The organism is Vibrio sp. 10N.286.46.A8, assembly GCF_041470165.1.
In the GTDB taxonomy this organism is placed as follows: domain Bacteria; phylum Pseudomonadota; class Gammaproteobacteria; order Enterobacterales; family Vibrionaceae; genus Vibrio; species Vibrio tasmaniensis_A.
Genome location: NZ_JBFRLX010000040.1, coordinates 895 through 16,222, shown reverse-complemented (window position 1 = coordinate 16,222; position 15,328 = coordinate 895). Strand labels below are relative to the sequence as shown.

Annotated in this window: 14 protein-coding genes; 7 read left to right on the top strand and 7 right to left on the bottom strand. The window is 42.1% G+C overall.

All coding sequences use genetic code 11. The features are described 5' to 3' along the window. Positions 1 to 349: 349 nt before the first annotated feature. A complete protein-coding gene (locus tag AB4232_RS05150) occupies positions 350 to 1,096 on the top strand; it encodes a phosphatase PAP2 family protein (protein WP_372086449.1) in 747 nt (248 codons plus the stop codon). A 178-nt stretch (positions 1,097 to 1,274) separates the two neighbouring features. Here the strand turns inward: AB4232_RS05150 and AB4232_RS05145 are convergent, their stop codons facing one another. The 3 genes from AB4232_RS05145 to AB4232_RS05135 all read right to left on the bottom strand — a co-directional run bounded on the left by AB4232_RS05145 (position 1,275) and on the right by AB4232_RS05135 (position 5,732). Next, the gene (locus AB4232_RS05145) at positions 1,275 to 3,179 is read right to left on the bottom strand and encodes a methyl-accepting chemotaxis protein (protein WP_372086447.1); all 1,905 of its coding nucleotides are present in this window, start codon (positions 3,177 to 3,179) and stop codon (positions 1,275 to 1,277) included. A 391-nt stretch (positions 3,180 to 3,570) separates the two neighbouring features. Further along, a complete protein-coding gene (locus AB4232_RS05140) occupies positions 3,571 to 4,296 on the bottom strand; it encodes a sulfite exporter TauE/SafE family protein (protein ID WP_372086445.1) in 726 nt (241 codons plus the stop codon). Between the two features lie 224 nt (positions 4,297 to 4,520). Then, a complete protein-coding gene (locus AB4232_RS05135; protein WP_372086443.1) occupies positions 4,521 to 5,732 on the bottom strand; it encodes an MFS transporter in 1,212 nt (403 codons plus the stop codon). Positions 5,733 to 6,371: 639 nt separating this feature from the next. On the opposite strand from AB4232_RS05135, the gene AB4232_RS05130 reads away from it, so the two are divergent. Then, on the top strand, positions 6,372 to 6,986 hold the full coding sequence (locus tag AB4232_RS05130; protein ID WP_017065874.1) for a YitT family protein: 615 nt from the start codon (positions 6,372 to 6,374) through the stop codon (positions 6,984 to 6,986). Positions 6,987 to 7,112: 126 nt separating this feature from the next. Here AB4232_RS05130 and sigZ read toward each other — a convergent pair whose 3' ends face one another. Beyond that, positions 7,113 to 7,727, bottom strand: coding sequence for an RNA polymerase sigma factor SigZ (gene sigZ / locus AB4232_RS05125; protein ID WP_371727806.1), 615 nt, complete (start codon positions 7,725 to 7,727; stop codon positions 7,113 to 7,115). Next, the gene (locus AB4232_RS05120; protein ID WP_017097976.1) at positions 7,711 to 8,007 is read right to left on the bottom strand and encodes a helix-turn-helix transcriptional regulator; all 297 of its coding nucleotides are present in this window, start codon (positions 8,005 to 8,007) and stop codon (positions 7,711 to 7,713) included. Before AB4232_RS05120 ends, sigZ begins: the two co-directional genes overlap by 17 nt. 233 nt (positions 8,008 to 8,240) lie before the next feature. Here AB4232_RS05120 and AB4232_RS05115 point away from each other — a divergent pair, with 233 nt between their 5' ends. From AB4232_RS05115 to AB4232_RS05100, 4 genes are all read left to right on the top strand, one after another. Next, complete coding sequence (locus AB4232_RS05115; RefSeq protein ID WP_029223953.1) at positions 8,241 to 9,341, top strand: permease; 1,101 nt, start codon at positions 8,241 to 8,243, stop codon at positions 9,339 to 9,341. A 412-nt stretch (positions 9,342 to 9,753) separates the two neighbouring features. Continuing rightward, the gene (locus AB4232_RS05110) at positions 9,754 to 11,109 is read left to right on the top strand and encodes a diguanylate cyclase (RefSeq protein ID WP_372086440.1); all 1,356 of its coding nucleotides are present in this window, start codon (positions 9,754 to 9,756) and stop codon (positions 11,107 to 11,109) included. Next, complete coding sequence (locus tag AB4232_RS05105; protein WP_372086493.1) at positions 11,096 to 12,412, top strand: glycosyltransferase; 1,317 nt, start codon at positions 11,096 to 11,098, stop codon at positions 12,410 to 12,412. The genes AB4232_RS05110 and AB4232_RS05105 overlap by 14 nt, the downstream gene beginning before the upstream one ends. Continuing rightward, positions 12,379 to 13,452 carry an HlyD family secretion protein gene (locus tag AB4232_RS05100; RefSeq protein WP_372086438.1) on the top strand — a complete coding sequence of 358 codons (1,074 nt, stop codon included), beginning with the start codon at positions 12,379 to 12,381 and terminating at the stop codon, positions 13,450 to 13,452. Before AB4232_RS05105 ends, AB4232_RS05100 begins: the two co-directional genes overlap by 34 nt. 139 nt (positions 13,453 to 13,591) lie before the next feature. Here AB4232_RS05100 and trmY read toward each other — a convergent pair whose 3' ends face one another. Continuing rightward, positions 13,592 to 14,191: a tRNA (pseudouridine(54)-N(1))-methyltransferase TrmY gene (gene trmY / locus AB4232_RS05095; RefSeq protein ID WP_372049785.1), complete on the bottom strand. Its 600-nt coding sequence runs from the start codon at positions 14,189 to 14,191 to the stop codon at positions 13,592 to 13,594. Between the two features lie 257 nt (positions 14,192 to 14,448). Between trmY and AB4232_RS05090 the strand changes: the two genes are divergently transcribed. Beyond that, complete coding sequence (locus AB4232_RS05090; RefSeq protein ID WP_372086436.1) at positions 14,449 to 14,973, top strand: DUF3087 family protein; 525 nt, start codon at positions 14,449 to 14,451, stop codon at positions 14,971 to 14,973. 153 nt (positions 14,974 to 15,126) lie between these two features. Here AB4232_RS05090 and AB4232_RS05085 read toward each other — a convergent pair. Beyond that, positions 15,127 to 15,328, bottom strand: a 202-nt coding sequence (locus AB4232_RS05085) for a hypothetical protein (RefSeq protein ID WP_372086434.1), incomplete at its 5' end; no start/stop codon positions are given.

The following is a 15,328-nucleotide window of genomic DNA, read 5'->3' as shown; positions in this document are numbered from 1 at the left end:
ATGGTAATCCTTTCAATAGTGGATTTAAAGGACTGACAGCAAAGTTTTTCAGATTCCAGCCTTATAATCGGGTAAGTGTTCACTTTATCAGCAGAACGTGTCCGGCAGTCTTTAGTGGGATAATGCCTTTGTCTCAGCTGGTTTGAGTGGTCTTTGTTGCTCTATGAACATCAGTGTATGTCGAACATTATTGGTGCTGGCGTGGCCGTTCACTGAATCAATACTCAAGAGGTTCATCAATCGAACATTGTTAGACCATGACGGCTTAATGACCGTTTTGACATAAAATTGATATTGGCAGTGCTAAGCTGCGCTAGCATCCATCCACTTTATCCAAAAGATCTTAGTCATGACATCTCCGTTCTCTAACAAATCCAAAGGCTTACTACTGCTCGTTTTAAGTTTGTCTTCTCTCGTACCGTTTTTGATCTTTGGATCTTATTTTGACCTTGGGGCTGCGGTTTCGCCTTTCCAAGGCGCCTTCATAACGTTTGTGACTTACTCGGCGGGTAATCAAGGGTTCTTGGTAACGCTAGCTGTTTTGTCTTTGGTATTGCTCACGATGAAATTTTCCAAAGCTAAGCTCGTCAGCCTTTGTATGCAGCTCGGCTTGTTGTTGGTTCTCAGCTTTGCAGCAAAAACTTTCTTAAAGCACTCTACAGAAAGCCCGCGTCCTTATTCTGAGTATTTGGTGACGCAAGAAGTCGTTGACATGCCAGAGCTGTTTTACGAACTGCCATTGGTAGAAAAGAACGCAGCGATTGCATCTGTGAAAGATAAGGTGAGTGAGTGGCGAACGCGTCACTGGTTGGGTGAGACTGACTATTCTTTCCCATCTGGGCACATGATTTTCGTTGGCGTGTGTCTGGCGTTCTTTGGCGGCTTGTTCCTAGAAGCGAAACGTTTTTACTTAGTTGGCGGTTTGCTAGTTTGGGCTGGTGGCGTTGCTTATAGTCGTGTTTGGCTTGGTATGCACCGCCCTGAAGACTTAGCTGCGTCTATCGCCTTTGCCGGTTTGATCTACCTATTGGTGCCACTGATTCCGACGCAAAGAATAGAACCTTTGTTACCGATGTTTCTAAGAGGTAGCAAATGAGTAATAAACTTGCCTAGAAGAGCAATAGTGGGGCTTTTGAGAGAGAGGAATAAAAAACCGCCTTCGGAGAAGGCGGCTATTTTAAACGATGACTGCTATTGAAAAACTATAGACGCTATTTGAAATCATAACCGCTACACACTACAAGTTTCATTTTAAATAACTGTTTTAGTATGAATTAACGCAGTTTAAACATACCAACCATTGATGCCAGTCGTTCGTTTACTTGGGAGATATTGTTGGTTTGCACCAAAGCTTGATCTCCATTTTTGTTGAGTTCATTTACAATGTCACTCAGAGCCACCATGTTACGACTAATTTCCTGAGTGACGCTGCTTTGCTCTTCTGCGGCCGTTGCAATTTGAATGCTTAGGTCATTGATACCCGTTACTTGTGACGTTAGCTCATTTAAGCTGCTGCCCACTTTCTCGGTGTTATTAAATGTTTCGTCACAAGTCCCTTTCGTCTTATTCATAGACTCTTCAACACTCTTGTTCACTGAAAGCAAACGAGTCAGCGCTTGTTCAATCTGTTGTGTACTCGCTTGTGTTCGACTCGCTAAGGCTCTCACTTCATCAGCTACTACTGCAAACCCACGACCTTGCTCGCCCGCTCGTGCGGCTTCAATCGCTGCATTTAACGCAAGGAGATTGGTCTGTTCAGCGATTTCACCAATCACTGTCAAAATATCACTGATCCCTTTAGTTTCTTGGCTCATGCTTTCTAGGTTCGATGATGTGTTCTCTATCTCAGAAACTAGTGCATTAACCTTCATTTGTGCATCACCGACAGCATTGAGTGATTGCTCCCCGATATCCGACGCGACTTTAGTTGATTGCGCCGTTTCACCTGCATTTTGGGCAACGGCGTCAGCTGTTGAACTCATTTCTTCAATGGCAGTGACAATTTGTTCAGTTTCTTGCACGTGCTGATTCAAAATGTGGTTATTTTCATCTGATTTATGTTCAAGTTGCTGCACATTTTCTTTCAGTTCAGACGATGCTGCGTCAATCTTTAGCATCAAGTCTTGTATATGCTCGATGAATTGGTTTACACCAGATGCGATTTGCCCTAAATCATCGTGTTTCTTTACTTCGAGTCTCTGAGTTAAATCACCATCACCATTTGATAGCCCTGTAATGGTTTCTTTCAACGCTAGGATGGGTTTGTAAAGAATATTGAGAATGAATAACGTGGCAACTACGCTGATCAATAGGTAGACAATCGTGATCATAATTGCTTGCTGCTGAGCGACTTCTAGCGCTGCGAATACGACGCTTTTGTCTAATCCAACAAGTAGGTACCACTCTTTATCACCATAGCTAACCGCATGGCTGAACATCACTTTCTCAACGCCGTTGATACTATAATTAACGATTGTGCTTTCTGAATTTTGTGCTTTTTTTGCAACGTCTTTCAAAGAAGCGTAATCCGTTAATCTAGTGCCCACCTTAACCACATTGGATGTGCTAGCCAGCACCGTCATGTCATTGGTCATCATCATCGAAATAGCACCGTTGAGGTCGATTTCAGAGACAGTGTCACTTAGAACATCGAGTGGAATGTCTGCCAATACCACACCGTTACCAACATCTTTACCAATGCTCACCATTAAGGTACCTGTTGTGGAGTCTGTATATGGGTCTGTATATACAAGGCTTCCTGAACGCTTACCTTCTTTGTACCAAGCTTTACTACGAGGGTCGTAGCTTGGTGGACTTTTGTGATTATCCCAGCCCGGGTAATCGAATGACGCATAAGCATCACCATTGTCAAAACCTATCATTAGGTTCGCGACATCAGCACCCAATGAGCCCACGCGCATTCGCTCGGCGTGTCTATCTTGATAATTATTTTGACGGTAATCAGTGGCTATTTTTGCTACTGCTTGTGTTTTAGCTTCCAGGTAAGTCTCAACCTTATTCCCTTCAATGCGAATACGGTCTTGTGTGCTCTGATAAATAGTGTCAGTGAGTGCTTCCTTCTTACTCTGATATGATAAATAGTTGGCTGAACCAACACTTATTGCGATTATTACTGATACTGCGACTAAAAGAACTTGCTTAAATCCAAGTTGTCTCATATGAATGTCCTTAATACTGAGCGTGCTCATCTGCCTGGCTAATGATTGCTCGAGTATATAGAGATATAGTGAATGCAACTACGCTCTCAATTGAACATTTAGTCTAATTTGAACAGTCTCAGCTCTGTATACAAAAAGCTCATGAAAAAATGGTTTATGCAGTAATGGTTCATTGATGCTGAATGAGAGGGGATCGTGACCGCCAGATAGAGATGTTTACGACAGTGTGGTACTGACTTTAAAGCTTAAATAAGGCGCCGCATTAGGGTATTTGAGCATAATGGATAACGTCACTAGTCAGTCATATGCGCTTGCTTATCGAGATGAGTGAACTGTCATCAAAATAGTTACAAAACGTAAGCAACTATTCCATACTTACGTAACCGGAATATTATCCCACAACCCCTTGCCAGATTGCCGTAAAGCCACTGATAGAACATAACAGTAAAGAACCAATTCGTATCTTCTCTTTAGGAATGCTTTGCGTGGTCATCAACGCCACTTTGTAACCCAACCAAGCAGCAGGCAGCAAAGGTATGGTGATGATCAAATGGTGCATAGTGAAGAAGCCAATTGGGATCTGAACAATCAACGAAATGATTGAACTAAAGACAAAAAAGGCAGACAAGTTGCCACGCAGCTGATTGGCATCTTGGTGTTGGAGTAGCAGTGCCATAGGTGGACCACCAATACCTGAACTGGTGCCAAAAAATCCTGAGAAGAATCCCGCGATGCCCATTTTGGCAGGCGTCGGCTCTAACCTAAATGGAAGCAAGCTGACAATCACTGCAAATACCACTAATAAACCTAACCATAATGACAACACGCTCGTTGAAACCATCACCAATAATGCTCCGCCTGCCAATGAGCCCGGAATGCGGCCCAGCAATGCGATTTTTAACCCGCCAATAGAAATGTTTGCACGGTGTTTAAAGGCGTTGAATAAAGAGATAAACAGGCCAACCAAGCAGATAGGCGCAGGTACATAGTCTGGGGAAACCAAAAACAGCAGTGGGGCTGCAACAATGGCCAAACCAAAGCCGATTGCGGTTTGCACAAATGAGCCAGCAAAAATGAGTGCCATTGCGATAAGGACAGTCTGATCTATGTATTCCATAAGCCTGCGGATTAGTTTTAAAGGAGCGAGTGGATACTATAAATTAAAACGAAAAGGATAGTCTTATTATTCAGTGAGGTTTATGCAAATATCGACCGTTTTAATTGGTGAAATAGTGACTAACAAAAAAGCGAGTGAGTATGTCAGGATGTTTCCCTTCAATACTCACTCGTTTTATTGGAACGACTTGTTGTTTACGCTAGTGGGGGAGTCAGCGTTAAACGCTAAGCCATTGCCAATTTCAGTCGCTCAATCGGCTTGTCATTGATAGGTAAATGGATAAGCGCTGCTGCAAATGCCAGTACCACCGTTGACCACCAGATTGGCTCGTAAGAACCGTAGTAATCGTAAATACGACCACCAACCCAAGCGCCTAAGAAGCTACCCACTTGGTGAGTAAAGAATACCAAGCCGTACAACGTCGACAGGTAACGAGCACCGAAGATCTGACGAACTAAACCAGACGTTAGCGGAACCGTACCCAACCAACAGAAACCAATGGCTGCGCCAAAGATAGCTGCGGTTGATTCCGTAACTGGCAGAGTCACAAACGCACCGATAACCACAGTACGCACTAAGTACAATGCCGACATTACATGACGCTTGCTGAACTTATCGCCCATTACACCCCAGAAGTAAGATCCGAAGATGTTGAAGATACCAACGTAAGCCAGTGCCATCGCTGAGCTGCTCGCAGGCAAGTTCTTGTCTGCTAAGTAACTTGGTAAGTGCGTTGCGATAAACATCACGTGGAAGCCACACACGAAGAAGCCTGCGTGAATCAGCCAGTAACTTTTGTTAGAGAACGCCTCAGACAACGCTTCTTTTAGCGTTTGGTTCTCTTCAGCTTGCGCTTGTTTGTTTGAGGCTGCTTTAGGCGCTCGCATAAACAGTGCAAACGAGATCATCAAACAACAAAGCACGCCAAATACTTGCATCGCACTTTGCCAATCAAATTCGTTCAACATGTATTGCGCGCCCGGAATTACCGCGAACATACCAAATGAACCTGCTGCTGTGGTTAAACCAAATGCCTTAGCCGCGTGCTTTGCAGGTACTACTTTTGCTACCGCGCCTAGCACGATCACATAGCTCGTCGCACTCAATCCAAGGCCAACTAATGCGCCTAGTGAAACGTAAAGCATGCTTGATTCGGTAGACATTGAGGTAAGAAGTAAACCCAAACCGTAAGCACATGCACCTGCAATAATGATGCGTCTTGCTCCCCATTTGTCAGCGGCCATGCCCACAAAAGGCTGGAACGCACCGAACAGCAGGTTTTGTAGAGCAATGGCGAAGCTGAAAAACTCACGGCCGGTGCCGAAATGCTCTGAAATTGGCATCATGAAAATGCCGAATGATTGTCTGATCCCTAGACTGATAATAAGTGTGCCGATCCCAAGCCATACCAGTAAAGGAAAACGGAAAATGCTCATTCTAATACTCTTAAATTAATGGTGGTGATGTGAGTGGTCTTGCGCTGACATGTGTTGGTCAGTCATTTTATTGTGGTGTTCGAGCCCGGAATGCTCATGCGCTGACTGCTGGTGGCATCCACTGCTAACGGCATGCTGAGCCAAGAGATCGATCAATGGCTGATTGTGATGCACAATTACCAAACTAATGACAAGGAATAGCGTCATTCTGGCGAGTTGGGCAAAAAGAGATTGTGAAAACATAAGGTGTTTACATGCGCTCAATGTTGTAAGAAGTCGCGCATCATAATGACGAGTAGGGTATGTATCAAATGACCTTTTGTGATTTAGTCTATGCGTTTTATGCATAGATTTAAGCATCGCTGGAGTTGGAATGAAACGTAGCTAATAAATAGGAAAACACGAAGCTCGCTGATTATGTGGTAGAAGCGGAGAATTTAGGATGGATATTTAATTTTTTAGATATAACTGCTTGTTTTAGTGAAGTATTTTAAAGCCTGTAAAAGCTAGTATACAAATTAATCACTCAGTAACACTGCGCATTTACTCGACTTATCTGTTAAACATCGTAAATTTGTACTTCAATCGTTTCAACGGGACTGAAACGCGATGTTAAAAGATTCAGGGAGAGTCATTCACATGGATAAAGATCATAACCTTCGCGAAAACTTACTGGCACTGATCTTAGGTAGCGCGCTAGTGTCACTCGGCGTTATCTTTTTCAATCAAGTCGGTTTGCTCACCGGAGGCACGGCTGGTCTAGCGATCTTCATTACCAAAGTGACAGATTTGAGCTTTGGCCAAGTGTTCTTCGCACTTAACCTACCTTTCTATATTTTGTCGGTTGCTCGTATGGGCTGGCGCTTCACCATCAATACGTTTATCGCGGTTTCGATTGTTTCGTTCGCCGTGGATCACTTGTATCACGTGATTCAAATTGCCGAAATTCATGCATTGTATGCAGCTTTACTTGGTGGTGGCTTGATTGGTACCGGCATGTTGGTGATCTTCCGTCATAAAATGAGCTTAGGTGGCTTCAACATTCTGGCGCTGTTCTTACAAGAACGTTTTGGGATTCGTGCGGGTAAGGTTCAGATGGCACTAGATTGTACGATTGTTGTGCTTTCACTGTTTATCGTTGATGTGTCGCTGGTTCTTCTGTCTGTACTGGGTGCGATAGTAACCAACTTGATTTTGGCGATGAACCATAAACCGGGACGCTATCAACCGGTCGTAAAAGCGGAAGCGGCGTAGTTCGGTACGATCAAGCACTAGGTTCGCTTAAGTACTCGATTCGCATAAACAAAGCGTGATTTGCAGATTATGAAAACAACAAAGCCAGCATCAACTGCTGGCTTTGTTCTATTTTAGGGATGGCTATTAGCACTTACTGCAATCGTTATCTGGTTTGAGCTCGCAGTCAATCACATTGCCTTGTTGATCAAGTGACAGGTTACAGCACTCTTCAAACAAGTTCTTAAGATCCCCGCGGCTTTTCTGAACACGAGACTTAACGGTTGAGTAGCTGATGTTTTGAGCCTCTGCGATCTCTTTTTGGCTTTGACCTTTGATATCGACAGCAAGCAGTAGCGATGAACTTTGTTCTGGCAGTGCCTGAATAAAAGGTTCAATACACAATGAGAGCTTCTGCTTAAATTCAGAGTCGTGGTCTAAATCGGTAAACCACAGATCTTCAGCATCAATTTGGCTATCACGTTGTTGGCGTGCATGTTTACGGTAGAAGTCGATAATGGTGTTGTTGGCTAACTGGAACAGCCAAGCCTTAACACTGCTCGCATCTTGTACCTTGTCTAAGTTCTGATAGGTCTTAATCAAGATATCTTGGAGCAAGTCGTCTACATCCGCAGAATTGTTGACCTTTGAATGCAAGAATGACTTTAATGCTTGCTGATACTCGGCCCAGACTTGTTCGAGCTTTAAAGGTGCCTTATTCAAAGGTGCCCCGTTCAAAGGTGCATCAGTTGCACTGATCATTTACGCAACACTCGTCTTGTAAGAAATCAATCACACCTTCTAGGCATTCATACTCCGCCACGCAGAATAGAGTTCTCCCTTCTCGTCTTTGGCTGATTAGGCCCGCAGACGCTAGGCTTGAAATGTGGTGAGACAAGGTGGAACCAGGGATACCTAGCTCTTCTTGTAGGCCGCCAACTGCAATGCCTTGGTAGCCAGCTTTAACGACACTCTTATAAATAGTTAGGCGAATAGGGTGTCCCAACTCTTTAAGTGCTTTCGCTACGACTTCTAAGTTCATATTAACTCCTCAAGATTTAATTTCGATGTTAGTCGAAATGTATGTCGAATTCAAATTTAAAAACGGTGTCTGTATAAGTCATTGAAAAACCGTGTTTTCGAAAATCATTTCGATTTTTATCGAAATAAAGCTTGATCTGGAGCTGTTTATTTCTATAATTCGAGAATATTCGAAATTAAGGGTTGGTTACTTTTCTCATAGAGCCCGACCTTCAATCCAGTTTGGAGTTAATTATGAGCAATGAAATGTTAACAATGCTAAAAGACGCACTTGATATGTTCGCTTTCTTAGCAGTAGAGTTAATTATCCTTTTCTTAGCGATCAGCTACATTGTTGGGATTCTGCAAGAGTTCCTTACACCAGAAAAGATTCAATCTATCCTGAGCTCACGTAATGGTAAGGGGTATGTGGTTGCTGCACTATTGGGCGCAATTACACCTTTCTGTTCATGTTCGACCATTCCTTTCCTAAAAGGATTGCTGCGTGCAAGAGCGGGTTTCGGTCCAATGATGGTATTCCTATTCGGTAGCCCACTATTGAACCCAGTGATCATTGGTTTGTTCGTGATTACGTTCGGCTGGCAAGTCGCTGTGTTCTACTTCCTTGTAGCAATGACAGTATCTGTAGTGGCTGGTTACGCACTTGAGAAGTTAGGTTTTGAACGCTACGTCAAACCTGAAGCGTATGAATCGACAGGTTCTGCTTCAAGCTGTGGCACTAGTTGTGGTGACTCTACTCCTAAGAAAGCAGCAACGGCTAAAGCGGAATCTTCATGTGGTACAAGTGCATGTGGTGAGCCTGCGCCAGTAATGGCGAAAGAGACATCTTGCTGCGATTCTAAAAAAGAAGAGCCACAAGTCACGGTTTCATGCTGTTCTGCGGATGGAAGCGCGACTGCTGAAATTGTAGAGAAGAAAGAACCTAGCCGTTGGATGAGAATTTGGTTCTCAACTTGGAAAGACTTCAAACAAGTTTTCCCTTACCTAATGATGGGTATTGCGATTGGTTCATTCATCTACGGCTTCATTCCTACAGACCTAATTGCACAGTACGCTGGTGAAGGTATGTGGTATGCGATTCCAGTAGCAGCCGTGATTGGTATTCCACTGTACATTCGTGCTGAAGCGGTAATCCCATTAAGTGCTGCTCTAGTTCAGAAAGGCATGGCGTTGGGTTCGGTAATGGCATTGATTATTGGTAGTGCAGGTGCAAGTTTAACGGAAGTTATCCTGCTTAAATCAATCTTCAAGAACCAAATGATTGCAGCATTCCTATTCGTTATCCTAAGCATGGCGATGGGGGCAGGCTTCCTATACAGCTTCATCTTTGGTTAATCGGGTCTGATTCCTAGATAACTCCATTGATAGCAAGATATAGATAATAAAAAAGAGCTCACTTAGTTGAGCTCTTTTTGTGTTTAGGCGGTCAAAAAATCATGGGCATTAGGCTTAATTTTTTTGAGAACGCTATTATTCCGGAAGTGCTGCTATCGAAAATAACACTCATCAACCCCTACTTTTAGACTTGAATGTAACCGCTTTGATGCCAAGTATTAACAATATTCATGTTTCGTAGGTGTTAATTAATTGGTGAGCTTATTTAATCTTTTTGGCTAATTATTGGACGGTTTTCATATCGATATCTAGTATTTATGTAAGGGTGAATAATGAAATAGCATCGTTCAAAATTAACGTTTGTTTAGCTTTAATTCAACGATGACAGCGTCAAAAGACTTGGAGTTAATGAATGAAAGATAAGTTGAAAATTTACTGCCTTGGAACCCCTACACTTGAAACCAGAGAATCATTTGAGCTCGTGCCAGTCAGTGACATTAATCAACTCCCTGAATTATTGGGCGGCGTCATAGTTCTAAATGGCGATCTTAGTTCGCAAGACGACGTGATGAGCCAACTCCACCGTAGCAGGAAATTTTGGTCTTGGAAGATTTATATTTTAGAAGATAGTGCATTATCAGAGTGTTTATCAGACGGCACTTTAAATCCAGAAAGTGTTGAAGAAGAGGTGATTCAACACCGCAGAACGTTAGAAAGTATTATCGACACATCGGATACATTAGACCCTCTTGTTGGGTGGTTAGGCTTGGATCAAAGACGTCGATTATCACCTCACAAATATTTGTCTCATAAATCGATATATTCCTATCCGTTAGTGGGGCTTTACTATCCGGAGTTAAGTTCAACTTATCGTTTTGTATTATCAGAGACTAAGCGAGACACTTTTGAAATTGAGGATTTAATCGATCGAGTAAGAGTGTGTCATGAATGTGCCAGTGCCCACTTAAACTACATCGAAGCGTGTCCTTCTTGCAAAGACATTGATATTACTGAGCGTACCTCTCTCCATTGTTTCACGTGTGGCCATGTTGCTGAACAAGGGCTGTTCAAACGCAACCAAAAATTAGAATGCCCGAAATGTTTGACTCAGCTTCGACATATTGGAGTGGATTATGATCGCCCTTTAGAAACTCATACATGTAACTCATGCTCTCACTCTTTTTCTGAGGCGGAGACATTAGCTTCTTGTTTCGAGTGTGGTACAAAAAACGATATTTCAAAGTTGGTTGTTAGGAAGATTTATTCGCTGAGACTTGGAGTTCAGGGAGAGTATATATTCCGTCATGGAGTGAAGCTATCGGCGCCTGAACTGACCTTAAGCGGGAAAGTAGACGGCGGGTATTTTTCTAATCTTCTTAGCTGGGTTAATAGGATTGCACTTCGCCACGAAGAAGAGCACTTATTATTGGGGTTACACCTGCCTGATTTAGCGCAGTATGTGTCTAAAAATGGAGACGCAAAAATGTTTGCTTTGATCGAGCAAATTACAGAGCGTTTAAACGGATTGTTTAGAGATTCTGATATTTGTTGTCAGTTTAAAAGCGATGTTCTTCTTGTATTTATGCCTAAAGCTAAGATGGAACATATAGAAGTATTACGCGGGAAAATAGAAGCACTTTGTTCTCTAATCGAAGATGACGATTTTACGCTGAATGTCTTTGCATGGGGTATACCCGATGCAACAATGAAAGAAGATGTTGGTTATTGGTTAGAAAGTAAAGTCAGTGAAATCTATGCTGTCGGTTAGCCTTGATCTCCAACAGTACTTCTGGGGGATGCTTTTAGAGAACTCTGAGCTTTGGCTAATGCTTTTCCCCATGATGATTATGGTGGAGCTCCCACTCTTTCTGCTTGTGTTAAGTGGAATCTTTCGCTGGTCTTATTCGGGCAGTGACATAGAGATAAAAGAATACCCAAGCATCTCGTTTGTAATTACTTGTTATGGAGAAGGAGATGCAATTGAGATAACGATCGACACGCTTGTTGAACAGCTTTATCCCGGAAAGATTGAGATTTTAGCCGTAGTCGATGGTGCAACTCAAAATGAAGATACCTACTTAGCTGCAATGCGAGGGGAGCAAAGACATAAAACGGTAAGAAACAGAGATGTTCGTGTCATTCCTAAGTGGCAAAGAGGAGGTCGCGTATCAACGTTAAATGCTGGTTTAGATAACGCTACTGGTGACTTTGTTATTAATGTTGATGGTGATACTTCTTTTGATAACGACATGGCGTTACAAATGATGAAGCAATTTACTGATAAGAATGTGATTGCTTCTGGAGGTGCTTTACGCGTTAGAAACTGGCAAGAAAATGTGCTTACGCGAATGCAGTCTCTTGAATATATGTTATCAATGCAAGCTGGTAAGACGGGGCTATCCAACTGGGGTGTTCTCAATAATATATCAGGAGCATTTGGTGCCTTTCGAAAGAACACTCTGAAGCAAGTTGGAGGGTGGGATACCCATACTGCTGAAGATCTCGACTTAACGATGAGGCTCAAACAGTACAAGAAAAGACATCCAAACAATCAACTCGCTTTTACACCTAAAGCTGTGGGCCATACTGATGTACCCGATACACTGAAAGGGTTGGTACAACAAAGGCTAAGATGGGATGGAGACTTATTATTTCTGTTTTTAAGGAAACACAATGAAGGTCTAACCCCTAGATTACTCGGTTGGGGAAACTTTATATTTACTTTAGTTTATGGCGTTCTACAAAACGTATTGCTGCCCATTCTAGTTTCGCTATTCATGTTTTACATATTTTGGGCTTACCCCTTCGATTTTGTTGCTGCACTTCTGATCCTTATCTACTGCGTCTATTTGTCGACAGTGTTGTTGTTTTTTACTGTCTATATTGGGTTGGTTTCTGAAAGAGCGAAAGAAGATCTTAAGATGGCAAAATGGCTAATCTTGTATCCGTTTTATCAGTTCTTTATGCGGTTGATAACGGCGTTCTCTATGGTGAATGAGTTATTTAGAAGAAGTCATGAAGAATCCAGTATGGCTCCTTGGTGGGTATTGAAAAAAGGCAAAAGGTTTTAACAATGAAAGTGAAATTTCATCTTGATAAAAAGAATAACCCTCAATCGGATGATGGTGTCAAAGTTGCTTACGGACAAGCGAAAAGAGGAGGCTACCGCTTTCGTTGGTATTTAATCTTAAGCTTAGTGGTTAGCCCTCTATTATTCGTAGCGTATTTTTTCTTAAAGACAAATTTTCTGGTTATTGCTCCGGCAATCATTACCTCGCATCCTGTAACCTTAACCTCTAAAGTTGCAGGAGTAGTCGGCCCAATTCCAGTAGACGGTGGAAGTCAAATCCTAAAATCAGAGACAGCGATTCAGTTGACTAATATGGAAGTGGAAGCGCAAATCGAATTTCTTCATGCTGAGTTATTAGATTTAGAAATCAGGTTTCCTGATGATATTGGCTTACTGCACTTGAAAGGTATTGAAGAAACGCGCAGTAATTTAAACACGGTACAGCAAATTCAAACGCGCTATGAAGAATACAGGAAGAAAGGTCAGGTATCCGATGTGGACTACGCAAGTATAGTGGGAATGAGTAACTCACTTAATAATCAGCTTAATGGACAAAAACTTGATTATCAAAATGCGAAATTAGCTGAACAAGAAAGAGAATTAGCGGGTCCGGTTAGTCAGGCTCGACGTGCTTTAATGAAAGATCTAGCACTTAAACGTGTTGTTGAACAAGAGCTGTCGATTAAGTCTCCCTATGCAGGCCGCGTTGTCGATATCCATGTCGTTGAAGGACAGAGAGTGTTTGAAGGTGATGAACTGGTAACGATAGCGAAGAATACCACCCCGCAAGTGGTCGCGTATTTAGACCCTAAATATTTAGAGAATGCGATAATAGGAGCTCATACCAAGGTAAGGTTTCCTAATGGTAGTACTTTTGAGGCTGAGATTGCAGATTCGGTAGAAATCGTCAGTAAGTTGCCTACTCAATTAGCAAGCCCTTTTGAAGGGCAGCCAGCATATCTCAAAGTAGCATTGAACTTTACGGCTGATTTGCCTAGAGAATATTGGATTGAAGGGATGACCGTCGAAGTGCGTTTTTAATTAGCACGCTAACTTGACCATAAATGGAGCGTATATCGCTCCATTTATGGTTTTAGGGCTAGCTATTTTTTATAGCGAACTGCTGTTTTAGAGAGACTTTCTGTTTTAGAGAAAACTATCGTAGAGAGAGCTGTGGATATCAAAAACCACGCACATCCAGTTCATTGTTGATCAACACAACACACTGAGAAGCAAACAGCATGTTTGGACCTAAGCTGATTTTCTCTGTCCCTAAACGCTTCAAGCTGTTGTAGCTTTTCTTCGGCATAGGGATATGGTCAGTTAGAAGGAAACATGGGTTTTCCGCAATCTCTGCGTCACGGATAAAGTCGCCTTTCTTATCCATCATGTACAGCTGGTGGTCTTCAGCCAGTTCTTTAACCAACTTTTCAAAACTCATAGTACGAACAGTGATGCCCGGTTCAACCTGACGTGTCTGTTCTTTTGTCATGCCTTGAGATGTATCAACCGCTCTTACTACCGCTGATAACAATGCCGATTCATGAAAGCCACCAATGTTAGTGATCTCATTTGAATCGAAAGTGATCGTACGTGAAAAGTCTTTAGTACTTTCTAACACAAGGTGCACGGTGACATTCTCACGGTGAGATTGAGCAACGAAGATCGTGTTCATCAGAGTATGAGCCAGAATCTCAGTATGAGCGTCTTGCCCAACACCTTCTAAGATAAGTTTGCTCTCTGTAGGGGCTGCGCGAGCGCGTAATACAAATGAACGCATGGGATGTACCTTGTCAGTATGTGATAAAGCGAAATAGGCTTAATCAACATGAATTGATGAATAACTAAAAATTATGGCGGTATGTAACTCTTTTCTATTAATGAAGTCAAATGGAGTTATGTATAGTACTGACCACAAGAACTCTACGTATTAAATAGAGAGTGACCACATTACAAGATGGTAAAGGTTGAAGCGAAGCAAGGTTTACATAGATAGTATGCGCAAATTATTAGGTGACTTACATAAGGAAGTAGTCGATGAAGTTACAGAAGATTAATAAAGAAGAATATAGAAAGAAGATGAACCTACTGTTGGTTTCATTGGTTGGGTCACTAGCCTTGTTTGCCATTGTATTCGGTAGCGTTCTGATTGAACTTTTTGGTTCAGCTGGCTCCGTTACTGGGGAATCGACGGGTAATTTCCATTTGAATGTACTCGGGGTGATTTTATCAGTCGCCTTGAATGCGTTTATTGCGAGCCGTGTGAAAGGGCATGATTACTTTAAAGAAGCGCTTTATGTGTGGAACCTGAAACAAATTCACAATCAAATCTATCGTAAGCTTAAGCGTATTCAACCGAAAGCTGAGCAAGGTGATCGAGAAGCATTAACTATCCTTTACTTCTATTACACTACGCAAAAACAGGTATACGACCTAGATAACAATACATTGACGATAAAAACGGTTCAGCAATCGCTAGATAACATAGTGGAGCTAAGTGAAAAGTGGAGTATCGAACTGGATATAGAGGCATTTTCGAAAGATCTAGTCGCAAAATTCTAAGTTATATGCTCTTGATTGTATTAGCTTTAACCTGTGAAAGAGGGTTTTGACGTAAAAGTAGACGCTTAAGCAATTTTTTTGAATTTTTATCAAAAAAGGGGTTGCCATGTTTTCGATGATCTCTATAATGCCGCCTCACTGACACGGCAGTCGCTACAAGGCTTCAGCGGTAATCAGTAAGACGGAAAGTTCGAAAGGAATTAATTTTAAAAAGTGTTTGACACTTAAAATTAAATCGCTAGAATTCACGTCCGCTTTCAAGGGTTTCTTTGTAAAAAGAAAGTTTCGACAAGCAAAGCTCTTTAACAATTTAAACCTATCAATCTGTGTGGGCACTCGTTGATGAATATCAAAA